Source organism: Sneathiella sp. (genome assembly GCF_036960985.1).
Lineage (GTDB): Bacteria > Pseudomonadota > Alphaproteobacteria > Sneathiellales > Sneathiellaceae > Sneathiella.
On sequence record NZ_JBALWD010000025.1, the window covers coordinates 16,541 to 42,365 of the forward strand.

Sequence of the window (25,825 nt, forward strand, 5' to 3'; positions counted from 1 at the left end):
AATTGGACGCAAGAGGAGAAGCATCGCTGATGCCGAAGACAGTATTTGAACCTTCGATAAAGAGCCGACCTGTCTATGGAGAGTTAAGTAGAGAGGTGGGAAAAACCCATCTGATGATTGCTGATGCGGAAGGCGCTGAAGCCATTTTGGGTGTACTGTCCGACGCGCCACCAGAATTTCTAGCGATTACTCATATAATGTATATCCCAAAAAGATCCGAAGAAAAATACTTGGCCAATCTTCAGTCTATTGGGGTCGCGCAATTATATATTGGTCCTTCTTACGAAGCATCTTTGCAGCGCCTTCGCCATACGCTTGAGGAAGAGCATATGGGGCTGCAGATCTATTTGGCAGGTACAGAAGGGTTAATTGGGCAAGCAATGCGTGAAGCGATATTAGTCGGTATCCCGCATTCTGCAATTCAAACAGAGCATCGAGGATCTACTGCCCGACGTATGCAATGTGTACATTGCAAAGGTATAACAGAAGATGTGACGACAGATCCGTTCATTTGTTCACATTGCGGATTGTCGCTTTTTGTTCGGGATCATTATTCGAGACGCTTGGCCGCGTATCAGGCAGTCCGAATAGATGCTGAATATCCTGGAAATATTCCTGAAAGTGTGGAGCGATTTAAATGAGCGCAGGGGCCGCAAAAATTCCGGTGATAGTGACGGACATTGTAGATGTAAATGGGCTGGTGAAGAGGTTTCGATTTGAACATGCGGAGGGCGCTCTACTTCCAACATTTTCTGGCGGGGCACATACTGTTGTAGAAATGGAAGATAAGGACAGGCGCCGCTTAAATCCGTATTCACTAATGAGCAGTCCTTTGGAGCGCTCTGCATACACAATATCGGTTCGGCGGGATGATGAGGGCAGGGGCGGTTCTTTGTTCATGCATACCCAAGTAAACGTGGGCTTGAAGATGACCATTAGCAATCCGGTCAATTTGTTTTCGCTGGATTTGCGGGCAAAAAAACACCTCATGGTCGCCGGTGGAATTGGTATCACACCATTTCTTGCTCAAATAAAACAATTGGCTGCATCAAATGGGAATTTTGAACTTCATTATAGTGTTCGTAATGCGGCATTGGGCTCTTATGTCGAAGAGTTGCACGACCATTTTCCATCAAACACTCATTTTTATTTTGATGACCAGCAGCAAGCCGTAGATTTGGAAAACCTGCTTGAAGGACAGCCGTTGGGAACTCATTTGTATGTGTGTGGTCCAAAAGGAATGATCAATTGGGTTAGGCAAACAGCGAAAGAGGCAGGATGGCCGCGGGAATCTATTCATTATGAGGAATTTTTGGCGCCGGAGTCTGGAAATCCTTTTTCCGCCAAACTAGCCGTTTCCAATCTATTAATCGAAGTTGGCGAGCAACAGAGCTTACTTGAAGCAATCGAAGTGGCGGGTGTCGAAGCACCGTATCTATGTCGCGGTGGGGCATGCGGACAATGCGAAACCCGTGTTCTCGAACATGAGGGAAATTTCTTACATAAAGACCACTGGTTGAATGAAGAGGAACGTGCTTCAGGTCAGAAAATAATGCCTTGTGTCTCACGTTTCGACGGAAAAACACTCGTCTTGGATCGATAGGAATATATTATGGGCATTAACTTTAAAGACGAAACCTTCCGCAACGATTATACTTTTTCAAATTCACCTGAGCAAATTCGTCGCTTCCCTTTTCCATTCCATGAAGACAGTTATATGTATGCTGTAAATATGGAAGCACACACGCCAAAGGAAAGATCTAGCAGCGTCTATGAAACTTCATTTGATGTCGACGAACACTATGTCGCAGAAATGAAAGATCGCGCTATGGTTCTGGCAGAAGATCCGTTGAGATGCCAATCGCTTCCACATATGACACTTGCCGGTTGGGATTTGCTTGAATTGATTATGACCGCAAAGGCAAATGACTATCCTGATTTGTTTGAGCTCCATTGCGATGGCGATAAGTGGCATTGGATAAACAAGCCGCTTGGTATCGATGAGAAATTTGTTTTCGGTGATGAAACCACTTTACCGCAAGGCCCAATGGAGTATATCACACGTCAAACTCAGGGTGATTTTTGCCTGCTAGATCAAAGAGACGATAATTTGTGGATGGATGCCGGAATGGTCACCACCCAGGCTGATTGGTCTTTAGATTTCGACCTCGGTATGAATTTCTTCGAATGGCATGCCCCGGTTCCGAAGGCGCATGAAATGGGTATTTTTGTGCGCGCACTCAAATTTTTATTGAGTATCCAACAGGGAAGCCCTGCACGTCGATTGAATTGGACGATGACTGTCAATCCGTTACTTGATTCTAGCCCCGAAAATTATTCTAAATGGGGCATACAAAAATCTGAATTAACGACGGAAAATATGGGCCAAAAAATGCATTTGCGCGTTGAGTTGCAAACATTTTTCAGGTTACCGCGATCCAATGCGTTGGTTTTCCCCATTCGTTGCTATCTGATAAAGATGGATGAATTGGTAACAGTCCCAAAATGGGGGCGTCGTTTCCATCGGGTTATACGAGATTTACCCGCAGAGTTAGCTACCTACAAAGGTTTTATCGATAACCGTCCGATGATAATTGAATGGCTTTCAAGGTATGATGATGGCGCACAGACGTCGGATGGCGTTTGGCCCGAATAGACTTAGATATTTACTTAGTTTGTTTGCGGATATGAGATAATCGAAAGATAACGCGCCGGTAATTTAACAAGATTTTCAGGACCGTGAGGTGCGTCTGCGTCGAAAAACAGACTGTCTCCAGGCTGAAGTAAAAAGGTATTATCACCATGACGATATTCAACTTCTCCTTCGAGCATATAGAGCAATTCAATTCCATCATGCTGGAATGTTGCGAAAACGTCAGATTCTTCCGTAAGGGTAATCAAATACGGCTCGACAATAACATTGCTTGAGTTAGAGCCAATATGGCCAAGTAAATTATATTGGTGGCCAGCACGTGTTCCCGCTCGATCAGTTTCCAAAGCAGCCCCGGCTTTTACTAAAACAGCTTCTCTTTTTTCTTCAAATCGCCGAAAAAATGACGTCAATGGGACACTTAACGCATTAGAAAGTGTCTGCAAGGTTGTGAGGGAAGGAGACGTTACGCCATTTTCGATTTTAGAGAGCATGCCAATTGATAACCCGGCGGACTTTGCAAGTTCTGCGACAGTAATGCCGTATTGTCGTCTATGTGCGCGAATTTCGCGTCCAATCGCAACTTCGAGCACCTTTTCTTTCTGCCCCTTAGTTCTATGAGGATCTTGGTTGAGGATCAGATCTTTGATTTCGATATCCTCTTTGGTTTTTGACTTGGCTTTGCTCATAAGGTCGCTTTATCCCCCGACACAATACTTTTTTTGTTGGCTTGATTCTTAGTAAGAATTCTATCAACTACCGCGAACGTTGCAACCAATACTCAACTTTAAACCAAGACCATGCAAGTAATAGGGCATTGTCAGATTAACTCAAGTTAGGCGCGAAGAAACCTCAGCTGCATTACTCGAGCCGGGGTACTTGCAGTTTCCCGCATGCCAAACGCTTCTGCGGGCATTCCTTGAAGCATATTCATGAAATTAAATAACGTTGTAGATAAAAATTATTGTAAGCAGCTGACCGAATATTGAGAAATCTTTGGGCAGAACCTGATGACTTGAACTTTTGCATTTTTCGGTCTCTTCGCTTTATCAGAAGATGTGAGTTTTCTGTCCGATTATTCGATCGCTTGTTGTCGACGTGCTCGGTGTTAGCCGAGAGTTCGAAAAGCCTAATTATAGAATTTCAGTTTATCAGTGACGATTTGTGTCAATGCTAAGCCGCGCTCCTTCGTTAATTTTCTCACCGTGAAGTTAATTTGGCGACACGGTCATTGCCGTTGTACCCAACGAATAAAGGCATTTACGCTCTCAGGATGGCTTGTAATTCGTGGTCTGGCTAAGAAATAGCCGTAGGATACAAGTTCGATGTCGGAGAGGCGGACAAGTTGTCCGCTCTCCTGTTCTCGCGTGACCAGATCGTCGTTTAACGCAATGCCTTGGCCGTCTATGACGGCTTGCACCCTGACGTTTGGATCAGGAATGATCAAAGTGTCCTTGCGGTTCTGGTGGGATAAGCCCGCGGCGTCGAGCCAATCGGACCAGGCATTGCTGTCATCATGATCGCGCAGCAACGTAAATTCTGAAAAGGCGCGTTCCGGCCCGATCTGACGGACCTTTTCCGCTGCATCGAGGTTGCCAACAGGCCAAGCAGGCATTGGCATAAAAGGAGTTATCTCGACGTCGTCCCAAACACCATTACCCCAACGAATAGCAAGATCCACCCCTTGACGGTCCAGGTCGAACAACTGAGTCATTGGCTGTATGCGCAGCTGGATCTCAGGGTGGATTTGCATGAAGGTCATCAATCGCGGCGACAACCATCGGGAGGCAAAGTAACTCGACATACCGACGGTAAGCAATTGCGTTGTGGGGCCCCTGAGAGCTGTCAGTTCAGCTTCAATATCTCGGTAGTGGGAATAACTGGCGGTCAAAAGCTGTTGCCCCTCAAATGTTAGAGCAACACCTCGTGAATTTCGTTCGAACAGCTTGAGATCCAAATCCGTTTCAAGTGTTTTGATCTGGTAACTGATGGCACCTTTGGTCATGTGCAGCGCGTCAGCAGCTTCGGAAAAGCTGCTATACCGACTGATTTCGACGAACAACCGAAGCGTGTCATGATGTTTGAAGGCAATTGGCATGGCAGAACCGTATAAAAAATTTGAACGCAAGGTATTAATAAACTTGATTGAAGTAACTGAAAAGTATTTTATATTATCGATTGAAGCGTATGTAGGAATGATAGCGAGTTGAAAATTTTGGACGCAAACGGCCAACCAGATTTGCGCAAGACAGCCAGGCGTGGGCGTGCCGCTCGGCGATCCGTTGTGCCTGACATCAAGTCACCACGTGCGCGTAAGATTCCCGCATATACATTGTTGAATGAGAATGCGTTAAAGGCTATTGAGGATCAAGCAGACTGGATATTGCAAAACATTGGTGTCGAATTTTGCAGTGATAAAACGGCGCTTGACTTGTTCGCTGCTGCTGGCGCAACAGTCGTAGGAGAAAAAGTTACGTTTGAGCCGGGGCTGGCAAGGCAACTTTGCGCTACTGCCCCTGCAAAATTTGAACTCCACGCCCGCGATCCGGCCAATACGGTGCTGTTGGGGGGAGACAAGGTTGTTTTGATGCCTGGCTATGGGTCACCTTTCGTCAGCGATCTGGAAAAGGGCCGGAGATACGCGACGCTGACGGACTTCGAGAATTTCGTGAAGTTGAGTTATAGCACGCCTTGGCTGCACCATTCCGGCGGAACGGTATGCGAGCCAACGGATGTACCGGTTAATAAGCGGCATCTGGACATGGTACTGGCCCATCTCACACTGTCGAGTAAGCCCTTTATGGGCGGGGTGACATCGCTAGAGCGCGCGCAAGACGGCATCGACATGGCCCGCCTCGTGTTTGGCGCGGCGTTCATGGAAGATCATGCTGTCATGCAGGGCAATATCAATGTCAATTCCCCGCTAATCTTTGATGATACGATGTCCGGCGCGCTTCGGGTTTATGCCGCCGCCAACCAGTGCGTCTGCGTTTCGCCTTCTATTTTTGCAGGCGCCATGGGTCCGCTTTCACCAGCTGCCGTTGCAGCACAGACCCTGGCCGAAGGCATGGTCGGCATTGCACTGGCTCAATTAGTCCGGCCGGGGTGCCCTGTCGTTTTTGGCAGTTTTCATTCCACAATGAACCTTAAATCCGGCGCGCTGGCTTTTGGCTCGCCCGAGGCCAATCTGGTCACGATGGCGCTTTCGCAACTCGGGCGCCGTTTGGGTGTTCCCGTTCGATCCGGTGGCGGACAAATCTCGGCCTCGAACGCGCCTGATGGACAGGCCATGCAGGACAGCACAGGCGCGATGTGGGCGACTTTGTTGTCGGGTGCACATCAAGTTTGGCACGCTGCAGGCTGGCTCGAAGGTGGGCTGGTCATGTCATATGAAAAATTCATTATGGATCTCGACCATTGCGGCGCGATGATGACCCTGTTGCAGGGATTTGAAACGGATGAAGAAGCTTTTGGCCGCGATGCATATCATGAGACGGGCCCCGGTCAGAACTTTCTTTCGACCCAGCACACGCTGCGCCATTTTGCGACGGCTAATTTTCAGCCCGACATCCCCGAAGCAGGCCCCTATGAAACATGGGTCGAGAACGGAAGCCACACTGCCGACCAACGTGCAACAGCGCGTTGGAAGCGGATGCTGGATGATTACAAGGCCCCGCCGATGGCAGAGGGTATCTACAAAGCCCTCACTGATTTCGTGGCAACGCGCAAAGCCGCGATGCCTGATGCTTGGTACTAGGCAGTCGGTGTTGTAACCCGAACTTTTAAACGTTGAATCTCGATGTCTAATAAAAACGGGTTGTTGTAATTCAACGGCTTAGGAGTTTCTCAATCTTCCTGATAAGACCAAGTTGAACGAGTATTGAGTTAATGTGACAATACCCGCTTTTGCCATTCAGATAGATTGGCCCGGGGACAAAGCCTCTATGATCCTGCAGTTCTCTATTCGTCCGCCGCCCTGGCAACTTAGGTTTATCTTTCGCAATTCATGGGCGAGACGATTTAGATCCCTGGTCTTTTGCTCGATCGCTAAAAGATGCTCACCAGCGATCTTGTCAATCTCAATGCATTTTTGGTTTTTCTGGCTGGAAAGATCTAGAAGTTCCCTCACTTGATCGAGCGAAAAGCCGAGGTTGCGGCAGCGCCGAATAAAGCACAATCTGTCTTTTTGCTCTTCACTGTAGATCCGGTAATTTCCACTTGTGCGTAGTGGTTTTGACAGTAACCCTAGTTTTTCGTAGTAACGAATAGTCACGACCTTCGTACTTGCTATCTTTGATAGATCGCCAATTTTGAACGTCATATGAATGTCCTTGACCCTATAGTAGGTATAGACATTAAGTTATGCTCTTTACTGAAAATTTGCGAGGAAAATATGGGCGTACAATGTTGCGATGAAAGTGAATATGAACCCCAATCCGCTCAGGATGACCTCCGTTATGGTCGGGTTCTTTGGTTCGCCTTGATCGTAAATGGCGGAATGTTTTTCATTGAGATTGCTATGGGTCTAACTTTTGGCTCTGTTTCATTGCAAGCAGATGCATTGGATTTTCTTGGCGATGCGGGAAACTATGCTGTCAGCTTGTTCGTTCTCTCGATGTCCTTAAAAATTCGTGCCCGAGCGGCGTTCTTCAAGGGCGTAATAATGGGGCTTTTCGGCCTTTGGGTTATTGCTTCAGTATTTTTTCACGTAATTTTAGGAACATTTCCTGATGCAAGAGCGATGGGATTAGTTGGAACTCTTGCATTGATCGCAAACACATCTGTTTTCATACTACTTTGGAACCATCGAGGCGGAGACAGTAATCGACGCTCAGTTTGGTTGTGTACAAGGAACGACGTGATTAGCAATATAGCGGTATTGCTGGCTGCAGTAGGCGTCTTCGGATCCGGATCTGGCTGGCCTGATGTTTTTGTTGGTGCGATTATGGCGTGCCTTGCCTTGCAGGGTTCCTGGGTTGTCATCCGACGATCCCGGATTGAAATAGGGCAAGATAAAAATAAGAAAATAACGATTGCTATGAACTGATACGTCATAGAACGGCCGATGTCGTCACATTAACATTTTGGACGCAAAATCTCGGTGTTGATTACAAGTTGGTATGTTGTATTTTACCGGTTTAGTAGTTACTTAATTCCTACAATTCGACTAAAATTAGTGAGCATTGAGTTAGTATGATAATGCAGAATAAAAGTAAGATCGATAAAGTTTGCTTTTATTCAACATTCGCGTAGGAGCGGAAATGTTGGAGAAGCGGCCTTATTTTTGGCGGCATTATAATGGTAAAACCCTCAAATGAAGTCCATTTTCCCTACGTTTATTTGTTTGACGGCTCTATTTTCTCTGGAAGTGGCGTCTCAGGAACTGTTGCCTGATCTCGGTGTTGAGGTAGATACAAACGGATCGGAGGAGGCCGCTGATGCAATTGCAGAGCCTGGGACAAAAATTTTCACGGTTGTCATTGAAAACGACTCTATCGGTGGCAAAGGGACAGATGAAAATTATACAAGCGGCGTTCGTTTAAGCTATTTTGACACGACCGCCGAAATGCCCAAGCTCGCTTATCAAATTGATGATTATATCCCGACCTTCGAGATAAATGAGAGTTCAAGTGTTTTTTATTCTCTCGGTCAGAACCTTTACACCCCTAGTGAGCTTTCGCAATCTACACAAGATCCCGATGATCGACCTTGGGCCGCACATCTATACGTTTCCATGGGCTTGATCACCATAACCGATAACCACCTGGATGAAGTGGAAGTCTCTTTGGGTGTGGTCGGTCCATGGGCATTAGGTAAACAAACGCAAAGCTTCGTACATAAATACATAACGCCAGACAGTCCAGATCCTAAAGGGTGGTCTAACCAGCTTGATAATGAGCCCGCTGTTTTGGTGGGCTGGCAACGTCAATATCCGCAATTCCTAAAAGCCTCGTGGGGCGGCTTGTCTTTATCAACAACACCACACTACGGCATTACCCTCGGCAATGTTTATACGTTCGCTAACACGGGTTTCAGCGTAACTTTGGGGCCGCGGGATGATGTATGGGAGGATACTCCCATACGAGTAAGACCAGCGATGCCGGGAACAGGTTTTTTTGAAGGACTACAGAATAGTTGGAGCTGGCTTGTATTCGCTGGTGTCGATGGTCGGGTTATCGGACGAAATATCTTTCTTGATGGTAATACTTTTAGTGATTCACATAGTGTAGACAAAAATTATTTCGTGATGGATACCAATGCGGGTGTCGCATTGACATATGGGAAATACAGAGTGAGTTATACTCTCGTATATAGGACAAAAGAGTTTAAGGGGCAGGACGATCCCTCTTTATTCGGGGCTCTTTCATTTGGGTACCAATTTTAGGACACGATTGTTACCTAATTTGTCGCTATTCTTAGCGCAACGCAAAGTGGATATCGGACATATATCATAACTGCCAGACGGATGCTTTTGGGGGGCGTCGCGAAATAGGCTGTTCATAAGTGAACCGTAATTCCAGCTTCGGTACGGTTCACGCAATTTTACGTTTATAATGCCGCCGGATACTATGGTAGTGCTGAAGAAATTATTTGAGAGTTATTAAAGAGAGTGAACCGCGGTGGTCGTCAAAACAATTCCTAACAAGCCAGCTTTCATTGTCGGGGCTGGTCCAACTGGGTTGGTTGTTGCCATTGAACCGACCCGACGAGGTATTCTTTTTCACATTAAATTCCTGTAGGCGTGACGAATTTCAGTAACGTTATTCAGGCAGCGAAGCTAGCTATTCCTTAATTATTTCCGCCGTGACCGCCATGCGGACTAAGGATGCCCTGATATGGTCATCCCCGCCCATGAGACAGCGCCATTTCCCCACCGCTCAGGAGGAAATGGTAATATTCGCTGTCATTTTGGGATGGAAACGGCAGTAATATAACTGATTCATCCCGTCCGTCACGACCAGGCTTTTGCTCATCCCACGTTCGATCGTGTCTGTATCCCAGGTCTTGTCCAGTGCCGTTGCCGTATGCGGCACAATATCCTGGTTTAGCCAGGTGATTGTGTCACCGGGGCGCACCATCAATTCTGTCGGGGTGAATGCGAATTCAGATATTTCCACCAAATGTTCTGTATTTTGAGGTTGTTTCGCCGCAGTCGCACGGACGACAGCGGGGCCCAGGACGGCAGCTGCCAACGCTGCCACCGCCCTAGAAAAAACAACGCGCCGAGTGATGCGCATGCCTATTTTAGCTTCTCGACCATCATGGCAGCATGGCCTTCATGGACTTTGAAGATTTCCAAACCGGCGACGAACAAAACCTTAACCTCACCATTTTCGATGTTGGGAATAAAGGCGTTTTCCACCAGATCGTTGACCGCCTTGTGATAGGCCAGTTCATTGGCCGCATAGCGCTGATCGAATGCCTTGCCGCGGAGCTGGCTCATCTCGTCGATAATCACGATGGAATTTTTCTGTAAAGCCTGGCTGAGGAAATTGTCCTGAGGCTGGGCGTTAAGTTTCGCCAACAGTGCCAATGCTTGTTCATTGACCGCCGTATGATCGCGGATCATGGTTTTGGCAAATTCGCGGATCGCAGGATCTTCGGACAATGCCAGCGCGAGATGGGCGTAACGAATATCGATATTGTCAGCGACATAGGCGACATGGGCAATTTGTAGGTCATTAAGCTCGGCCGGATTGTCGGCTTGCGCTGGACTAAAGGATAGCAGTAGAACGGCGCCTGCGGTGGCAAGAAGGGATGCTAGTTTCATAATATTCTCCTAAATTAAATTTTCCGATAACGCATTGAACAACAAATTATGTGACTTATGAATGATCTTCAGTTCGAATTTCTTGATCAATAGTTCAAAATACTTCGGATCTACGTAACATGCTGTATAGTTCGTTCGGAAAGGGAGCTTGTTATGGATTTGCTGAGCGATATTTTGGCGCATTTGCGATTGAAGGGGACTTTGTATTTTCGGACTTCCTTTACGTCACCCTGGGGTGTTCAGGTGCCTAGTTTTGAAAATGTTGCGCGGTTTCATTTCGCCCATAAAGGACGTTGTTTCGTCCGCATTGACGGGGTGGAGGAGGCGGTTTTTATCGAACAAGGCGATCTGATCATTATTACCCGCGGTGCGGCCCATACCTTGTTTTGTGACCCGACCACCGAAAATCAGGCTTTGAAGCTTGATCAGGTCGTCGAGATGTCGGGCTATGATGGTAATGGGGCGCTGGTGTATGGGGAGCAGGGGACAAATCAGGAAACTCAGCTGGTGTGCGGGCATTTTTCCTTTGATAGGAATGCGAGCCATCCGCTGATAACTGCACTGCCTCCCTTTATCCATATCAGGAACTATGGTGAGGCTTCGGGGATCTGGATGGAAAATACCCTCAAGGTTATTGGTTTGGAGGCGGGGCGGGACAAGCTCGGCAGTGATCTGATCGCTCTTAAAATGTCGGAAATTATTTTCGCGCAAGCTCTACGCGCTTATCTTGCTTCGGACGGCATGACCATGTCCGTTCTGTCTGGCTTTGCTGATCCTAATATCGCTAAAGCGCTCCAGGCCATTCATGCCGATCCGGACCATGGCTGGTCACTGGAGGAATTATCCGCGCTTGCGGGAATGTCGCGGACGTCCTTTGTTACTAAGTTTTCCTCCTGCCTGATGATGACGCCATTTGAGTATCTGACGCACTGGCGGATGCAGATTGCCCGGCAACAGTTGGAAGAAAGCAACACCACCATTATCAATATTGCCGAAAGTGTTGGCTATCAGTCCGAAGCGGCGTTTAGTAGGGTTTTCAAGAAGCAGTTCCAAACGGCCCCGGCGACATACCGGCGAACAGTCCGGACGGCATTATCAGGCATTGTTGGAGAAAAATGACGGTGTGGCGAAAAAGAAATAAGGATTATGCATCACACAGCTAACTGCCACCATTCTTGAAAGCGCCGTTTCACGATTGAGGTTAAGATATTACGGCTATTGAGGTGGTGTTGTGATTGTGAACAATTGAATGAATTACGGTGATTTTTTGGGATGGTTTAGCGCTTTGGAACTTGACCGTTGTTAATTCGCACAAAACCTTTATCCAGATGTCTTTCCCACATGCCAGAATGCAGGCATGCCATCAATCCGACCGGCCATGCTGGAGAATTTGAAGTGGTGTTTGCCATCCTTTCGGATCGGACCAAGCGGAAGTATTTCTTCCCATTCGGCGGAAAATGCGGCACAGCTAGCCACATTTGCAACCGCCCCACCGAGCACACAAATGTGATCATCCGCGGACTTGTCCATGAACGCCCTCAGCGCGACCATGAAGTGGCACTCAATTGATGCATGGCGAAGGACCGTGATCTGTCCCCATACGTTGTTTGCACCAGCAAACTCCCCAATTGGTGATTCAGTACGTTCACGCCATCTCATCTAAGGGTACGGCAAGTATAGTGTCGCCAAATCAATAGATAGTTACGTCAAACCTAAACCTTGCTAATAAAAAATCGCGAGAAAAGGATTAAAGTTTGGCATCGTTCACTGCCGCTCCTTTATAAAGGACTTCGTTGACTGCTTTTGACGCCTTTTTGCGAAAGGCCACGGCTTCCTTATCTCAACGACCTGAAACGGTATCAGCTTGAAAATTGAACTTTTGTCTTTCTGAAACGTTGGGCAGTGTCCGATAATCAAACTGACCGATCATCAATAAGCGGATTGGGTTTTGCAAGCACCTCAAGGGCTGTAAGATCGTCGAGATATATGGTCGCGCCATCTACTCTGACGCCATAGGGCTTTAAGGTCTTAAAGGCCCGGGAAAGATTCTCAGGTGTCATCCCCAAGGCGGAGGCAAAAGTTCGCTTGTCATAGGGAAGGCGCAATGAGCCATTGTTTCCTTGTTCCGAATTGTATCGAATGAGCCGGTTCGCAAGACGTTCGACGGTCGTTCTTAATTTCAGATCTTTATGGGCCTTGATTACCGCACGATAACAATTCGCCAGTTCGTCAATGATGGCGCGGGCAAATTTCGGATCTTCCTCAAAAGCAATTCGGATATTTTCAGACGGGATCATCAGAATTCGTGATTTCTGGCTTGTCCGTGCCGACATCAAATAAGCAGCGTCTTTCAAGACAGCCGCCAATATAAAAGTACCAACGGGCGGTACCATTGCCATCGTTGTCTCACGCCCATTGGATTGCGCAAATAATTCCACGCGGCCATCCAAAACAACATGAAGGAAGTCAGCCGGATCACCCTCGCGGATAAGATCGACTTGAGCTGGGAATGTCTGTAGGTAGGCCGCGTTCAGCAGTATTTCGAACCTGGAGTCTTCCATAGATTCAAACAGGTGGATTGATTTGACTTCAGGCAAGTCAGAAGAGCGCATCACAGATCTCACTTGATAATTATCAAGAATAATATCATCTAACCTACCGTGATCCCCAACAATCGGCAAGAGACAAGCTTGATATTTAGCTGAAACACCGTTGCAATAATTTGGCCGTTGCCATGTTTGACCGAGAAACCAAGCCTGCGTTGATTTGGATCAACCACCCTCCATCAGTTTTCCTGACAATAATTCCAGAAATTAGACTTCTGTCGGTAGTTATTTGAGGCGTAGGGGATAGGATGAACCAGACAATAACAAATTCCAGTGACCAAAAAAGGGCACTGACTGCCAGTACCCTGACTTTTACGGTTTGCTTCGCGGTCTGGACAATATTCTCGATCATAGGTGTCAAGATAAAGGCCGATCTAGGACTAACAGATACTCAATTCGGTATCCTGGTGGCAACACCGATATTGACCGGTTCCGTCAGTCGGATTTTTCTTGGTATCTGGACAGATCAATATGGGGGCCGATTGATCTACACCGTTCAAATGCTGCTAACAGCGTTTGCCGTATTCCTGTTAACACTTGTTTCTTCCTACACGATGTTTCTGGTGGCCGCCTTAGGAGTAGGGTTGGCCGGCGGTAGTTTTGCGGTTGGTGTTGCTTATGTCGCCAAATGGTATCCGAAGGAGCGGCAGGGAACAGCGCTCGGTATATTCGGAATGGGCAATGTCGGCGCTGCTGTGACGAACTTCGGCGCGCCGTTTCTAATGTTGGCCTTTGGTGGCCAATGGCAAGGTGTCGCGCAAGTTTATGCTGTAATTATGGTTATTGCTGCCGTTTTGTTTTTCGTCTTTACGAAAGAAGACCCGGATGTTGCCGCTCGAAAACAAGCTGGTGTAAAACATGCGTCGTTTCTCGAGCAGCTCGAGCCGCTTAAAAATCAGCAGGTATGGCGCTTTTCACTTTACTACTTTTTCGTATTCGGAGCATTTGTCGCTCTCGCGCTATGGCTTCCGCGATACTATGTCGGCGCCTACGGCCTGGAGTTAAAAACTGCGGGCATGCTTGCGGCAGCTTATGCTTTGCCGGGTTCAATTTTCCGGGCTCTTGGTGGCTGGTTATCAGACAAGTGGGGCGCCAGGACAGTCATGTACTGGACATTTATCGCCAGCGTTATCTGCACATTCTTCTTATCGTATCCAGCTACCGATTACACCATCGCCGGCATTGAAGGTCCGATCAACTTCAACATTACAATCCCCCTATGGCTCTTTGTCGCTTTAACAATTGTTCTCGGCTTCTTCATGTCACTTGGGAAAGCCGCGGTCTACAAGCATATACCCACATACTATCCCAATCATGTTGGGTCCGTCGGCGGCATTGTCGGCCTAATCGGGGGATTAGGCGGTTTCTGCTTACCCATCGCATTTGGCTTTATGAATGACGTTATCGGGGTTTGGACCAGTTGTTTCATGTTGTTGACGGTCATCATCGCGATCGCATTGACCTGGATGCATTTCACCGTCCTCAGCTTGGAGAAAAAACGGACGCCTGAGCTTCGAGGCCCCCGCAACTTGCCTGAGCTTGAAAGCTTGCATGATTAACCGCAGCGAACAGCCCTTGGGCAATGCGTCGCCGATAAGTAATAAGGAGAAGAGTATGTCTGATTTAAAAGGTCATGATTTAAGGGGGTGGAATCCGGATGATGATGCCCAGTGGGCGGCGAGAGGAAAATCTATCGCTACTCGGAACCTTTGGATATCTATTCCGGCCTTGTTGTGTGGTTTTGCTGTCTGGCTATATTGGGGCATAATCACCGTTCAAATGATGAATTTGGGCTTCCCATTTGCCCAGAGCGAGCTATTTACCCTAACGGCAATTGCCGGACTATCCGGCGCTACTCTTCGTATTCCCAGCTCGTTTTTCATTCGTCTTGCCGGTGGGCGTTACACCATCTTCTTTACGACAACCTTGCTGATTGTTCCCGCGGCTGGCACAGGCTTTTTGCTGCAAGATCCGAATTCGACGCTTTGGCAGTTCCAGATCATGGCGCTATTGAGTGGATTGGGGGGCGGTAACTTTGCCTCTTCCATGTCCAATATCAGTTTCTTTTACCCAAAGAAAATTCAGGGTTATGCGTTGGGTATGAATGCGGGGCTTGGTAATTTTGGTGTCACAACCATGCAGATTTTGGTGCCTTTGGTCATGACGTTCGGCCTTTTTGGGGGTGAGTCCAGAATATTGCAAAATGCCTCTGGTACATTGATCGGAAAAATTCCGGCGGGAACGGAAACCTATATCCAGAACGCCGGATATGTTTGGCTGCTATTTCTTGTTCCACTTGCGATAGCTACCTGGTTTGGCATGAACAATATCCGCGACGAGCATGTCTCTCCGGATGCCAATTCGGCACTCAGCGGGTTTGGAAAAATCCTCGGCATGTTGTTTATCGGACTGGCCACTTCGGTCTTCGGGCTCTGGTTGATGTTGCCCACAGGTGTCGGTGGCTCCGGGTTCATGTTATCTAAATGGCTGGTTCTGCCGATCGTCATAATTCTTACCTTGGCTTTGCTGAAACTTATCCCTGGTAAAACGCAGACAAATCTAAAACGCCAATTCAAAATATTTGGCAACAAGCATACCTGGGCCATGACGGTTATCTACACAATGACGTTTGGTAGCTTCATCGGGTTTTCTGCGGCTTTGGCCTTGGCAATAAAAGTTATATTTGGCTTCCAGCACGGCATGGTTGACGGCGTGATGACCCATGATGCGCTTAATCCTAATGGACCAAGTGCGCTGATGTACGCTTGGATGGGGCCTTTTATTGGCGCGCTCATTCGCCCGATAGGAGGCAAACTCGCTGATAAAATGGGCGGTGCGATGGTGACACAGATCATCAGCATCGTCATGGTGTGCTCCGCATTAGGCGTCGCCTATTTTATGAAGCAAGCCTACGCATCAATGACACCGGAAGAATACTTCTTTCCGTTTTTGATCCTGTTTATCATTCTTTTCGCAGCGACGGGCATCGGAAATGGCTCGACTTTCAGGACCATTGCCATGGTCTTTGACAAGGAGCAGGCTGGCCCTGTTCTCGGTTGGACGTCTGCAATTGCAGCCTACGGTGCCTTCATCATTCCCAAAGTTTTCGGCGAGCAAATCAAGGCGACAACTCCAGAGTACGCGCTCTATGGCTTCGCTATTTTCTACGGGGTTTGCATCCTGATTAACTGGTGGTTTTACTTACGTAAAAACGCCTATGTCAAAAACCCATAATCCATCGATAAGGGAGTAACTCCATGAGCAATCTGTTAGATCGGCTCAGCTATTTCACCTCCAATCCTGAGAAATTCTCGAAGGGACATGGCATCACGACAGATGAAAACCGGGAGTGGGAAAAGGCATACCGTGGGCGCTGGGCCCACGACAAGATCGTGCGCTCGACACATGGTGTAAATTGCACGGGATCCTGTTCTTGGAAAATCTATGTCAAGAATGGCCTTGTAACGTGGGAAACACAGCAAACTGATTATCCGCGTACACGTCCGGATTTGCCCAATCATGAGCCACGCGGTTGCGCCCGCGGAGCAAGTTATAGCTGGTACCTTTACAGTGCGGCTCGTCTAAAATATCCGCTCATTCGTAGCCGCCTGATCAAACTTTGGCGTGATGCCAAAAGACAACATGCGGATCCGGTGGAAGCGTGGGCCAGCATCGCGTTGAGCGAAGAAAAGATGAGTCAATATAAACAGGTGCGGGGGCTCGGGGGCTTTGTTCGTGCAGATTGGTCTGAAGTCAACGAAATTATTGCCGCAGCAAATATCTTTACTGCAAAGGAATATGGACCTGACCGGGTCATAGGCTTTTCTCCGATCCCGGCCATGTCGATGGTTTCTTATGCTGCGGGTAGCCGTTATCTGTCTCTAATTGGCGGTGTCTGCATGAGCTTCTATGACTGGTATTGCGATTTGCCACCAAGTTCGCCGCAGACGTGGGGAGAGCAGACGGACGTCCCGGAAAGTGCAGATTGGTATAATTCCGGATATATCATCGCCTGGGGCTCCAATGTTCCGCAGACGCGTACACCTGATGCTCATTTCTTCTCGGAAGTTAGATACAAGGGAACAAAGACAGTCTCTGTTACGCCGGATTATTCGGAAGTCGCCAAGCTTACGGATCTCTGGCTTAATCCGCGGCAAGGAACTGACAGTGCCATGGCCATGGCCATGGGCCATGTAATTTTGAAGGAGTTCCATCTAACCGGAAAATCCAGCTACTTTCACGACTACTGTCAGCAATATACGGACATGCCTTTTTTGGTGCAACTGGATGAAAAGGACGGTCGTTATATTGCGGGTAGGACTTTACGGGCGACTGATTTTGACGCCGACGCCGGTGAAACCGAAAACGCGGATTGGAAACCCGTCGTTTTTGATGCGCTTTCAAAGGGCGTTAAAACCCCAAATGGCACCATTGGATCGCGTTGGGACAAAAGCGCCAAATGGAACCTTGAAATGAAATGCGCTGTCGATGGGTCGGATATTTTGCCGGAGATGTCGTTCATCGACAACAAGGACGAGGTCGTAACAGTCGGTTTCCCGTATTTTGGTAACCTGGAAAACGAGCAGGAAATTTTCAAGAATTCCGATCATGACGGCATTCTGGATCGACAAGTACCCGTGAAAACACTCCAAACCAAAAATGGAAATGTTCTGGTGGCGACGGTGTTCGATTTGATGATCGCAAACTATGGCATTGATCGCGGCCTAGGCGGGGAAAATGTCGCGGCTTCTTTTGATGAAGATATACCCTACACACCGGCTTGGCAGGAACGGTTTACTGGGGTTCCCGCTGATAAAGTAATTAAGGTGGCCCGCGAGTTCGCCGACAATGCCGATAAAACCCATGGTCGTTCGATGGTGATTTTGGGAGCCGGTGTCAATCACTGGTATCATATGGACATGATCTATCGCGGGATCATGAATATGTTGATCATGTGCGGCTGTATTGGCCAGTCCGGCGGCGGTTGGGCCCATTACGTCGGGCAGGAAAAACTTCGACCGCAAACCGGTTGGCAGCCTCTTGCCTTCGGTCTCGATTGGAGCCGTCCGCCACGGCATATGAATTCTACCAGCTTTTTCTATAGCCATTCAGATCAGTGGCGCTATGAAAAGCTGAAGCTGAACGAAATTTTATCACCAACAGCCGATAAGGAAAAATGGGAAAACCTATCCCTGCTTGACTGCAATGTTCGTTCAGAGCGGATGGGTTGGTTACCGTCAGCACCGCAGCTCGGTCAAAATCCGTTAGAGCTAGCACGTGAGGCAGATGCGGCCGGCATTGATGGCGCAACACATGTCGTTAATAGGCTGAAATCTGGAGACCTTCAATTTGCTTGCGAAGATCCAGATAACCCGAAAAACTTTCCACGAAACCTATTTGTTTGGCGATCAAATTTGTTGGGATCATCCGGCAAGGGGCATGAATATATGCTCAAGCATTTGCTCGGTACAAAGAACGGTGTGTTGGGTAAAGATCTTGGCAACAGCGACGAGCAGAAACCAAGCGAAGTCGTTTGGCATGAGGAAGCGCCAGAAGGAAAATTGGATCTTGTTGTCACTCTTGATTTCAGGATGTCCACAACTTGCATCTACTCTGATATCGTCTTACCGAGTGCTACCTGGTACGAGAAAAACGATCTGAATACGTCGGACATGCATCCGTTCATTCACCCTTTAAGCCAAGCGGTTGATCCTGCATGGGAAAGCCGTAGTGACTGGGAAATATACAAGGGACTCGCAAAGGCCTACTCGGATATCTGCCCAGGTCATCTGGGTGTTGAAAAGGATATTGTTTCACTCCCTATCTTGCACGACACGCCAGGGGAAATGGCGCAACCGCTGGACGTCAAGGATTGGAAAACTGGTGACGTCGAGCCGATCCCTGGCAAGACCATGCCAAATTTAATCACTGTCGAGCGGGATTACCCCAACACCTATCAGCGGTTTACCTCCATCGGACCCTTGCTGGAAAAGCTTGGGAATGGAGGTAAAGGGATTACTTGGAATACCAATGATGAAGTTGCTTTCTTGGGGCTTCTGAACGGTACTCATTTGGACGGTTCAAATGCGGGGCGGCCCAAGCTGGAAACTGACATCGATGCTTCCGAGATGATCTTATCACTTGCACCTGAAACAAACGGCCAAGTTGCTGTTAAATCTTGGGAGGCCCTTGAAAAAGCTACAGGGCGAGAGCATGCGCATCTTGCGAGACCAAAAGAGGATGAAAAGCTCCGCTTCCGAGACTTGCAAGCACAGCCAAGGAAGATCATTTCTTCGCCAACCTGGTCTGGCTTGGAGGATGAACATGTCAGCTACAACGCCTGCTACACTAATGTGCATGAGCTTATTCCGTGGCGCACGCTGACCGGCCGGCAACAGTTCTATCAGGATCATGAGTGGATGCGCGATTTTGGTGAAGGTTTTTGTGTGTACAAGGGACCGGTCAATACTAAGACATTGGCACCGCTTGCAGACAGAATGTCTGGCAACAAGGAAGTGGCGCTGAATTGGATAACGCCTCATCAGAAATGGGGAATACATTCAACATATTCTGATAATTTATTAATGTTAACTCTTAATCGTGGTGGGCCGGTTGTTTGGATCAGTGAAACAGATGCCCGGAAGATCGATGTCGAGGATAATGACTGGCTTGAACTTTACAACGTAAACGGTGCCATCGTTGCTCGTGCCGTCGTCTCACAGCGTGTACCGGAAGGCATGACCATGATGTATCACGCCCAGGAGAAGATTATCAATACACCGAAGTCTCCAACAACCGGGGTGCGCGGCGGTATCCATAATTCGGTTACCCGAACCGTTGTCAAACCTACCCATATGATCGGTGGATATGCTCAGCTTTCATATGGCTTTAATTACTATGGCACTGTTGGATCCAACAGGGATGAATTCGTCATGGTTCGAAAAATTGAAAATGTAGATTTCGGCGACGAGAACCATGTCACCGAAGCTGCCGAATAGGAGAGTAAGATGAAAGTACGAGCCCAAATCGGCATGGTCCTGAATTTGGACAAATGCATTGGATGTCATACCTGTTCGGTAACCTGTAAAAATGTTTGGACCAGCCGGGCAGGCGTCGAGTATGCGTGGTTCAACAATGTCGAAACAAAACCTGGCGTCGGTTACCCGCGCAATTGGGAAGACCAAAAACAATGGAATGGCGGTTGGTCGCGTAAATCGAATGGAAAAATCCAACCGAAAATGGGCGGAAAATTCCGGTTATTGTCGAAGATTTTTGCCAATCCGGATTTGCCAGAAATTGATGATTACTACGAACCCTTCACGTTTGATTACGCTCATCTCCAAAATTCAGGTGAGGCCAAGGACATTCCAACGGCAAGGGCGCATTCTGTGTTGACCGGTGAAAAAATGGAAAAGCCGGTGTGGGGTCCGAACTGGGAAGAAATTCTAGGTGGCGAATTCGAAAAACGTAGCCAGGATTATAATTTTAAGGGCATTGAGAAGGAGATGTATGGAGAGTTTGAGAACACCTTTATGATGTATCTCCCAAGGCTCTGCGAGCATTGCTTGAATCCGGCCTGCGTGGCTTCTTGTCCATCAGGCGCCATCTACAAGCGTGAAGAAGATGGTATCGTGTTGATAGATCAGGATAAATGCCGCGGCTGGCGGATGTGCGTGTCCGGCTGTCCGTACAAAAAAATCTATTTCAACTGGCAGTCTGGAAAATCGGAAAAATGTACTTTCTGTTATCCGCGGATTGAAGCTGGAGAACCGACTGTTTGTAGCGAAACTTGCGTTGGTCGTATCCGCTATCTTGGTGTGATTCTCTATGATGCTGATCGCATAGAAGCCGCTGCGAGTGTATCCGATGAACAGGATCTATACGAAGCGCAAACTGATGTCTTCCTGGATCCTTCAGACCCGGAAGTCATTGAGGCCGCCAAACGAGACGGCGTTCCAGATAGTTGGATTGTCGCGGCTCAAAAATCGCCAGTCTATAAAATGGCCATGGAATGGAAAGTCGCCTTCCCGCTGCATCCGGAGTACCGGACCCTTCCGATGGTTTGGTATATTCCGCCGCTTTCTCCTATCCAAAGTCGTTGGGATAACGGTCAACTGGAAGATGATGGGGTTATTCCGGACGTTAGCAAGCTTCGTATACCAGTTAAGTATCTGGCCAATTTATTGACGGCAGGCAAAGAGCAGCCTGTTACACATGCTCTGGAACGGATGCTGGCCATGCGCGCATACATGCGTACCAAGCATGTGGACGGTAACCCCGATGCTGCCATTCTGGACCATGTCGGACTCGATAAGGCGACGGTCGAGGATATGTATCAGATTATGGCTATTGCTAACTACGAAGACCGTTATGTCATCCCGACAAATCACCGAGAATATGCAGGCAAGACGCCATTTGATAACGAGATCGCTTTTGAAACACGGTCGGAATGTGGTTTCAGTTTTGGCGACGGATGCTCTGGTGGCTCTAAGAAAAAGAACCTATTCGGAACGCCTACTCACAAGAACACCATGAATGGCCAGGTTAGGAGAGAAAAATGAAAACCTTTAAAATACTCGGTTTGCTACTCACTTATCCAACCCAAGAGCTGCAGGATAATATGAAAATTCTGATATCCTCCCTGTCGGACGAAAGCCTTCTTCCCCGCAAGCTGGAAAAAGCGGTCATTATTTTTATGGGTGACCTTGCGGCCCGCAACCTTCTGGAAGCGCAGGAAGACTACGTGTCTTTGTTTGATCGGGGAAGGGGACACTCGCTTTACCTGTTTGAACATATCCACGGCGAGTCACGTGACCGCGGACAAGCCATGGTCGATCTGATTGATCACTATAAGGAAAAAGGCTTGAATTTGACGGCTCAAGAACTTCCCGATTACCTGCCCTTGTTTTTGGAGTTCCTGTCGATCTGTCCAGTAGCAGAAGCGCAGGAAAATCTGGGCGATGTCGTGCATATTGTTGCAGCTATCGCTGCGAAGCTGAAGAAAAAAGGTTCCGGGTATCATGTGATCTTCGCTGCGCTTGCAAAGCTAACGGATGTTCGCATCGATCAGGAATTTGTTCGTAATGCTTTGATCGAAGACGATGCCCGCGACGATAGCCTTGAAGCTCTTGACAAGGAATGGGAAGAAACGCCGGCGTTTGATGGCATCGGGGATACAACAGCCTGCGCTACATGTCCCTCCGCTGGATCCTACAATTTCGGCTCCGCTGATGTTCAATCCAAACAAGCAGATTAGGAGAGTCTGATGAATGCCTATTTAAACGAATTTCTGTTTGGGATTTATCCTTATATTGCTGTTCTTGTGATGATCCTTGGCTGTATTTTCCGGTATGACCAAAATCCCTATAGCTGGAAGGCGGATAGCTCTCAACTTCTGAGGAGCCGTGGAATGCGCTGGGGTAGCAATCTTTTCCACGTGGGGATTATTTTGCTTTTCGTCGGCCATCTTGTGGGATTGTTGACACCGGAAAGCGTCTATCATTTGTTGATGACGGCCGCCGCTAAACAAAAAATGGCGATGATCGCCGGCGGAATTTTCGGGTCCATGTGTTTCGTTGGTTTGACCATCCTTCTTTATCGTCGGCTGACTGATCCGCGCATTCGGGCAACCAGCAAATTTGCGGATATTCTGATCCTTGTGGTTCTCTATCTACAACTAATCCTTGGGCTCGGGACCATTCCCGCATCTGCCCAGCATCCAGATGGCAGTAGTATGATTGCACTGGCGAACTGGGCGCAGCATATCGTTACTTTCCAAGGCGGAGCGGCAGATTTCGTGATGAAAGAGGCGTTAATCTTTAAAGCACATATTTTTCTGGGCCTGACGATCTTTTTGATTTTTCCGTTTACCAGGTTAGTTCATGTCTTCAGCGCACCGATTAAATATATTCTGCGACCCGGGTATCAGATTGTCCGAAAGAGAGGGTAACCATGCCAATATTTGTCAATGAAACCGAGATTGAGGATGATACGGTCTTTTCTGAAATGCAGTATCATTCTGGAGATTCAATGGAGCAAGCGCGGGACGCAGCGGCTCAAGCACTGGTCGTGCGAGAACTCTTACGCCAGGAGGCGGTCAATCGAGGCTTAAGCAGGACTGGCGATGCGGAAGAGGCGTTAGATGCCGCGCTCATGGCATTGATCGAAAATGATGTCGCCGTGCCGACCGCGACGGTCGACTTTTGCAAAACCTATTATGATCAGAACAAAGATCGGTTTAGGACGTCTGATGCGAGCAACGCGTTTTTACCATTTGAGCTGGTGGAGGATAAAATCCGGGATTACCTGCATACAAGAAGTATTCGTGAAGGAATTAGATCTTATGTTCTGAACCTGGCGGGAAATGCACGGATCTCGGGGTTTGATCTTGCAGGGTCGCTGTAAAGAGGAAACGAGTTCTATGGATAGCTATCAGGAGCTGGTGGAAGGGTACAAGGCATTTCGCCAGAAATACCTGCAGCAAGATTTTGAAGAGTATCGCGCCTGGGCCGCAACATCTCAAAGCCCAAAGGTTATGATTATTGGTTGCAGTGATAGCCGGGTCAATCCAGCAATCCTCACTCATGCAGGGCTCGGTGAGATTTTTACGGCGAATAATGTCGCGAATATCGTGCCGCCATATGAGGCCGGACAGCATTCCCATCTCTCCATCGGCGCGGCAGTGCAATTCGCTGTCTCTCACCTTGAAGTAGAGCACATTATCGTCATGGCGCATAGTGGTTGCGGCGGTGTCAAAGCTTTGATGTCACAGACAGAGGATGACGTAGAAAAACGGCCGGAAGACGACTATATTCAGGGATGGGTTAACGTTCTCGGCGTTGCCCGTGACGCCGTAAAACAAAGCATGGGAGATCGGGATTTTGAAGAGCAATGTCAAGTCTGCGAAATGGAAGGCGCGTTGGTATCTCTCGGCAACTTGACACAGTATCCCTATGTTCGCGCTGCGATGGAAAACGGCAAATTAGATCTCCACGCCTGGTATTTTCATATCGAAACAGGTGAATTGCTTAAGTACAATCATGAAAAGGGAAAATATCAGCGGATTGTTCGGCCGCCGCATCATAACTAGCGCCGGACTGCCAAATGGAGGTTTTGTCTCGGCTCGGCTCGGCTCTTAGCCGCAACTGACTTATCTAATGTGTGAAAAATTGCCATGAAAAAAGAGTAATATAGATGGGCCAATATCTGTTGCTACGCTGAATTTAAGAAACCTGATCTGAAATCAATAGATGGTTACGTCAAACCTAAACCTTGCTAATAAAAATTCGCGAGCGGATGGTTAAAGTTTAGCATCGTTCACCGCCGCACCTTTATAAAGGACTTCGTTGACTGCTTTTGACGCCTTTTTGTGAAACGCCACGGCTTCGGGGTCGAAATCGCAAGCGGGAATTGGCGTTGATTCAAAATTGCTGTAAATGTCCTGGCCTCGCACCAGCATCGCACAATCCCAGTTGCCAACAATTTGGCGAGTATCTGGCGGCATAAAATGCATGGAAATACCAATGCGCCTGTCAGCTGCTATATTCGGGCCTGAGGCATGTGCCAATCTATAGTTATGGATCGACATCTCACCTGCTTTTAGCGGCATATAAACGGCTTCCATTTCTTTGTCTTCAAGGTTGATTTCCTGACCACGGGTCAGCATGTTATCGTCATGATAACTGTCTTCATGTGAAAGTACTTCTCCGCGATGCGTTCCTGGCATAACCCGCATGCAGCCTTCATCGATACCAGCATCGGACAACGCAATCCAAGCGGTAATCACCTGGTCACTTGATAAACCCCAATATTTCGTATCTTGATGCCAGGAGACAAAACTGTTACTACCCGCCTCTTTTATCCAAAATAGAGTGTTCCATAGTAGGATGTCAGAGCCAATAAGCTGTGCAACAGGGTCTAAAATACGAGGGTCCTGCACTAGATCATGCAACCATTTAAACAACAGGTAGGATTTGCTACGTTGCTCCGGATACAACGCGCCATGTTGCCGGGCTTCTACAGTTTCCAGCTGGTCTCTTAATCCCGCAACTTCGTCATTTTTCAACACAGAAACCGGCGAAATATACCCGTCCCGATCAAACTGTTCAATTTCGGAGGCGTTTAGTAGCATCTTAAATCTCCCCGTTGGCATCAAAGAATCCAGAAGCTCGTTGCAATAACGCTATGGAAGAGGCTAGACAATTTTGACGAATATGGGAAGGGCTCGAGAACCTGTGGTGGAGAGAGAAGGAGAAGCCGTCGCAGTTTTCCGCCGTACGTATATCGAAGGGCTGCAAATCGATTGCCTCTTTGCTTGCCCCAATTCTTTGCAAGCTATTTGTTCCAGTCCTGAGGAATCAATTGTTTCTGGTATTCACCGAATGTGGCTGGTCTTCATGAACAGTTGTGCCAGATTTGTGACACCGGTAAAATGGCGGTGTGTAGATGAACGAAGCTGGAGTCTTTCCAGTTTCGTTTTACCAAAGCTGCAACCTCTGGCATGGGTTTCCCTAGCGAACTAAAGGGAAATCAACGGTATTTTGATTAGAAGATATTCGCAGAATGTAGTGGATAAAAATTATCAGGAAAGGAGGTCGCCTAAGTGACGATACGGTTTCAACAATACAATAAACAGCTGGAAGATTTTCTCTTACACTTCTGATATAATTGAATTATTTACTGAAAAAAAGAAGATATAATCTGTTTCATTATACCAAACCCACGTTAAATTGCATAGGTGGATGGTCTGGCTTGCAGCGCACTATTTTCGTATTAGAAATTTTGTATTTGCGCGTTTGC

The 25,825-nt window shown here is 47.8% G+C and carries 25 protein-coding genes; 16 read left to right on the forward strand and 9 right to left on the reverse strand.

Going from position 1 to position 25,825, the window contains the following annotated elements; translation table 11 throughout:
- The first annotated feature begins 29 nt into the window (after positions 1-29).
- Genes V7723_RS13880 through V7723_RS13890 form a run of 3 tightly spaced genes read left to right on the forward strand, consistent with a single transcriptional unit; the run spans position 30 to position 2,656 of the window.
- On the forward strand, positions 30-641 hold the full coding sequence (locus tag V7723_RS13880; RefSeq protein ID WP_335685086.1) for a dimethylamine monooxygenase subunit DmmA family protein: 612 nt from the start codon (positions 30-32) through the stop codon (positions 639-641).
- Positions 638-1,603: a PDR/VanB family oxidoreductase gene (locus V7723_RS13885; protein WP_335685087.1), complete on the forward strand. Its 966-nt coding sequence runs from the start codon at positions 638-640 to the stop codon at positions 1,601-1,603. The genes V7723_RS13880 and V7723_RS13885 overlap by 4 nt, the downstream gene beginning before the upstream one ends.
- Before the next feature lie 9 nt (positions 1,604-1,612).
- Positions 1,613-2,656: a heme-dependent oxidative N-demethylase family protein gene (locus V7723_RS13890; protein WP_335685088.1), complete on the forward strand. Its 1,044-nt coding sequence runs from the start codon at positions 1,613-1,615 to the stop codon at positions 2,654-2,656.
- Positions 2,657-2,670: 14 nt separating this feature from the next.
- Here the strand turns inward: V7723_RS13890 and V7723_RS13895 are convergent, their stop codons facing one another.
- The 3 genes from V7723_RS13895 to V7723_RS13900 form a co-directional block, all read right to left on the reverse strand.
- Complete coding sequence (locus V7723_RS13895; RefSeq protein WP_335685089.1) at positions 2,671-3,339, reverse strand: helix-turn-helix domain-containing protein; 669 nt, start codon at positions 3,337-3,339, stop codon at positions 2,671-2,673.
- A gap of 241 nt (positions 3,340-3,580) precedes the next feature.
- On the reverse strand, positions 3,581-3,787 hold the full coding sequence (locus tag V7723_RS19825) for a DDE-type integrase/transposase/recombinase (protein ID WP_443024230.1): 207 nt from the start codon (positions 3,785-3,787) through the stop codon (positions 3,581-3,583).
- Between the two features lie 91 nt (positions 3,788-3,878).
- Positions 3,879-4,748, reverse strand: a complete 870-nt coding sequence (locus tag V7723_RS13900; RefSeq protein WP_335685090.1) for a LysR substrate-binding domain-containing protein — start codon at positions 4,746-4,748, stop codon at positions 3,879-3,881.
- A 108-nt stretch (positions 4,749-4,856) separates the two neighbouring features.
- On the opposite strand from V7723_RS13900, the gene V7723_RS13905 reads away from it, so the two are divergent.
- Positions 4,857-6,407: a trimethylamine methyltransferase family protein gene (locus V7723_RS13905; protein ID WP_335685091.1), complete on the forward strand. Its 1,551-nt coding sequence runs from the start codon at positions 4,857-4,859 to the stop codon at positions 6,405-6,407.
- 156 nt (positions 6,408-6,563) lie between these two features.
- On the opposite strand, the gene V7723_RS13910 is transcribed toward V7723_RS13905, so the two are convergent.
- Entirely contained in the window at positions 6,564-6,971 is a 408-nt protein-coding gene (locus tag V7723_RS13910) for a MerR family transcriptional regulator (RefSeq protein WP_335685092.1), read from the reverse strand.
- A gap of 72 nt (positions 6,972-7,043) precedes the next feature.
- Between V7723_RS13910 and V7723_RS13915 the strand changes: the two genes are divergently transcribed.
- Together V7723_RS13915 and V7723_RS13920 are read left to right on the forward strand one after the other, a co-directional pair.
- Positions 7,044-7,697, forward strand: coding sequence for a cation transporter (locus tag V7723_RS13915; RefSeq protein ID WP_335685093.1), 654 nt, complete (start codon positions 7,044-7,046; stop codon positions 7,695-7,697).
- 267 nt (positions 7,698-7,964) lie between these two features.
- Positions 7,965-9,035, forward strand: coding sequence for a lipid A deacylase LpxR family protein (locus V7723_RS13920; RefSeq protein WP_335685094.1), 1,071 nt, complete (start codon positions 7,965-7,967; stop codon positions 9,033-9,035).
- A 493-nt stretch (positions 9,036-9,528) separates the two neighbouring features.
- Here V7723_RS13920 and V7723_RS13925 read toward each other — a convergent pair whose 3' ends face one another.
- Positions 9,529-9,888 (reverse strand): plastocyanin/azurin family copper-binding protein, encoded by a 360-nt coding sequence (locus tag V7723_RS13925; protein ID WP_335685095.1) that lies wholly within the window; start codon positions 9,886-9,888, stop codon positions 9,529-9,531.
- 2 nt (positions 9,889-9,890) lie between these two features.
- On the reverse strand, positions 9,891-10,421 hold the full coding sequence (locus V7723_RS13930) for a DUF4142 domain-containing protein (protein ID WP_335685096.1): 531 nt from the start codon (positions 10,419-10,421) through the stop codon (positions 9,891-9,893).
- Between the two features lie 153 nt (positions 10,422-10,574).
- Between V7723_RS13930 and V7723_RS13935 the strand changes: the two genes are divergently transcribed.
- Positions 10,575-11,540 (forward strand): AraC family transcriptional regulator, encoded by a 966-nt coding sequence (locus V7723_RS13935; protein ID WP_335685097.1) that lies wholly within the window; start codon positions 10,575-10,577, stop codon positions 11,538-11,540.
- A 201-nt stretch (positions 11,541-11,741) separates the two neighbouring features.
- On the opposite strand, the gene V7723_RS13940 is transcribed toward V7723_RS13935, so the two are convergent.
- Positions 11,742-12,080, reverse strand: coding sequence for a hypothetical protein (locus V7723_RS13940; RefSeq protein ID WP_335685098.1), 339 nt, complete (start codon positions 12,078-12,080; stop codon positions 11,742-11,744).
- 254 nt (positions 12,081-12,334) lie between these two features.
- A complete protein-coding gene (locus tag V7723_RS13945) occupies positions 12,335-13,033 on the reverse strand; it encodes a cyclic nucleotide-binding domain-containing protein (protein ID WP_335685099.1) in 699 nt (232 codons plus the stop codon).
- A gap of 242 nt (positions 13,034-13,275) precedes the next feature.
- On the opposite strand from V7723_RS13945, the gene V7723_RS13950 reads away from it, so the two are divergent.
- Genes V7723_RS13950 through V7723_RS13985 form a run of 8 tightly spaced genes read left to right on the forward strand, consistent with a single transcriptional unit; the run spans position 13,276 to position 24,116 of the window.
- Positions 13,276-14,586, forward strand: coding sequence for an MFS transporter (locus V7723_RS13950; RefSeq protein ID WP_335685100.1), 1,311 nt, complete (start codon positions 13,276-13,278; stop codon positions 14,584-14,586).
- A gap of 55 nt (positions 14,587-14,641) precedes the next feature.
- Complete coding sequence (locus V7723_RS13955; RefSeq protein ID WP_335685101.1) at positions 14,642-16,261, forward strand: hypothetical protein; 1,620 nt, start codon at positions 14,642-14,644, stop codon at positions 16,259-16,261.
- Between the two features lie 23 nt (positions 16,262-16,284).
- The gene (locus tag V7723_RS13960; protein ID WP_335685102.1) at positions 16,285-20,025 is read left to right on the forward strand and encodes a nitrate reductase subunit alpha; all 3,741 of its coding nucleotides are present in this window, start codon (positions 16,285-16,287) and stop codon (positions 20,023-20,025) included.
- 9 nt (positions 20,026-20,034) lie between these two features.
- Positions 20,035-21,588, forward strand: a complete 1,554-nt coding sequence (gene narH, locus V7723_RS13965) for a nitrate reductase subunit beta (RefSeq protein ID WP_335685103.1) — start codon at positions 20,035-20,037, stop codon at positions 21,586-21,588.
- On the forward strand, positions 21,585-22,283 hold the full coding sequence (gene narJ, locus V7723_RS13970) for a nitrate reductase molybdenum cofactor assembly chaperone (protein WP_335685104.1): 699 nt from the start codon (positions 21,585-21,587) through the stop codon (positions 22,281-22,283). The genes narH and narJ overlap by 4 nt, the downstream gene beginning before the upstream one ends.
- Positions 22,284-22,292: 9 nt before the next feature.
- Positions 22,293-22,976 carry a respiratory nitrate reductase subunit gamma gene (gene narI, locus V7723_RS13975; RefSeq protein ID WP_335685105.1) on the forward strand — a complete coding sequence of 228 codons (684 nt, stop codon included), beginning with the start codon at positions 22,293-22,295 and terminating at the stop codon, positions 22,974-22,976.
- A 2-nt stretch (positions 22,977-22,978) separates the two neighbouring features.
- Positions 22,979-23,431, forward strand: a complete 453-nt coding sequence (locus tag V7723_RS13980; protein WP_335685106.1) for a hypothetical protein — start codon at positions 22,979-22,981, stop codon at positions 23,429-23,431.
- Between the two features lie 16 nt (positions 23,432-23,447).
- The gene (locus V7723_RS13985) at positions 23,448-24,116 is read left to right on the forward strand and encodes a carbonic anhydrase (RefSeq protein WP_335685107.1); all 669 of its coding nucleotides are present in this window, start codon (positions 23,448-23,450) and stop codon (positions 24,114-24,116) included.
- Between the two features lie 210 nt (positions 24,117-24,326).
- Here V7723_RS13985 and V7723_RS13990 read toward each other — a convergent pair whose 3' ends face one another.
- The gene (locus V7723_RS13990; RefSeq protein ID WP_335685108.1) at positions 24,327-25,157 is read right to left on the reverse strand and encodes a phytanoyl-CoA dioxygenase family protein; all 831 of its coding nucleotides are present in this window, start codon (positions 25,155-25,157) and stop codon (positions 24,327-24,329) included.
- Between the two features lie 73 nt (positions 25,158-25,230).
- Here V7723_RS13990 and V7723_RS13995 point away from each other — a divergent pair, with 73 nt between their 5' ends.
- Positions 25,231-25,548: a hypothetical protein gene (locus V7723_RS13995; protein ID WP_335685109.1), complete on the forward strand. Its 318-nt coding sequence runs from the start codon at positions 25,231-25,233 to the stop codon at positions 25,546-25,548.
- Positions 25,549-25,825 lie beyond the last annotated feature (277 nt).

Excerpts from the sequence above, each read along its gene's own strand:
- V7723_RS13880 (WP_335685086.1), top strand. The coding sequence starts at position 30 with ATGCCGAAGACAGTATTTGAACCTTCGATAAAGAGCCGACCTGTCTAT.
- V7723_RS13885 (WP_335685087.1), top strand. The coding sequence starts at position 638 with ATGAGCGCAGGGGCCGCAAAAATTCCGGTGATAGTGACGGACATTGTA.
- V7723_RS13890 (WP_335685088.1), top strand. The coding sequence starts at position 1,613 with ATGGGCATTAACTTTAAAGACGAAACCTTCCGCAACGATTATACTTTT.
- V7723_RS13895 (WP_335685089.1), bottom strand. The coding sequence starts at position 3,339 with ATGAGCAAAGCCAAGTCAAAAACCAAAGAGGATATCGAAATCAAAGAT.
- V7723_RS13900 (WP_335685090.1), bottom strand. The coding sequence starts at position 4,748 with ATGCCAATTGCCTTCAAACATCATGACACGCTTCGGTTGTTCGTCGAA.
- V7723_RS13910 (WP_335685092.1), bottom strand. The coding sequence starts at position 6,971 with ATGACGTTCAAAATTGGCGATCTATCAAAGATAGCAAGTACGAAGGTC.
- V7723_RS13915 (WP_335685093.1), top strand. The coding sequence starts at position 7,044 with ATGGGCGTACAATGTTGCGATGAAAGTGAATATGAACCCCAATCCGCT.
- V7723_RS13920 (WP_335685094.1), top strand. The coding sequence starts at position 7,965 with ATGAAGTCCATTTTCCCTACGTTTATTTGTTTGACGGCTCTATTTTCT.
- V7723_RS13925 (WP_335685095.1), bottom strand. The coding sequence starts at position 9,888 with ATGCGCATCACTCGGCGCGTTGTTTTTTCTAGGGCGGTGGCAGCGTTG.
- V7723_RS13930 (WP_335685096.1), bottom strand. The coding sequence starts at position 10,421 with ATGAAACTAGCATCCCTTCTTGCCACCGCAGGCGCCGTTCTACTGCTA.
- V7723_RS13935 (WP_335685097.1), top strand. The coding sequence starts at position 10,575 with ATGGATTTGCTGAGCGATATTTTGGCGCATTTGCGATTGAAGGGGACT.
- V7723_RS13940 (WP_335685098.1), bottom strand. The coding sequence starts at position 12,080 with ATGAGATGGCGTGAACGTACTGAATCACCAATTGGGGAGTTTGCTGGT.
- V7723_RS13945 (WP_335685099.1), bottom strand. The coding sequence starts at position 13,033 with ATGCGCTCTTCTGACTTGCCTGAAGTCAAATCAATCCACCTGTTTGAA.
- V7723_RS13950 (WP_335685100.1), top strand. The coding sequence starts at position 13,276 with ATGAACCAGACAATAACAAATTCCAGTGACCAAAAAAGGGCACTGACT.
- V7723_RS13955 (WP_335685101.1), top strand. The coding sequence starts at position 14,642 with ATGTCTGATTTAAAAGGTCATGATTTAAGGGGGTGGAATCCGGATGAT.
- V7723_RS13960 (WP_335685102.1), top strand. The coding sequence starts at position 16,285 with ATGAGCAATCTGTTAGATCGGCTCAGCTATTTCACCTCCAATCCTGAG.
- narH (WP_335685103.1), top strand. The coding sequence starts at position 20,035 with ATGAAAGTACGAGCCCAAATCGGCATGGTCCTGAATTTGGACAAATGC.
- narJ (WP_335685104.1), top strand. The coding sequence starts at position 21,585 with ATGAAAACCTTTAAAATACTCGGTTTGCTACTCACTTATCCAACCCAA.
- narI (WP_335685105.1), top strand. The coding sequence starts at position 22,293 with ATGAATGCCTATTTAAACGAATTTCTGTTTGGGATTTATCCTTATATT.
- V7723_RS13980 (WP_335685106.1), top strand. The coding sequence starts at position 22,979 with ATGCCAATATTTGTCAATGAAACCGAGATTGAGGATGATACGGTCTTT.
- V7723_RS13985 (WP_335685107.1), top strand. The coding sequence starts at position 23,448 with ATGGATAGCTATCAGGAGCTGGTGGAAGGGTACAAGGCATTTCGCCAG.
- V7723_RS13990 (WP_335685108.1), bottom strand. The coding sequence starts at position 25,157 with ATGCTACTAAACGCCTCCGAAATTGAACAGTTTGATCGGGACGGGTAT.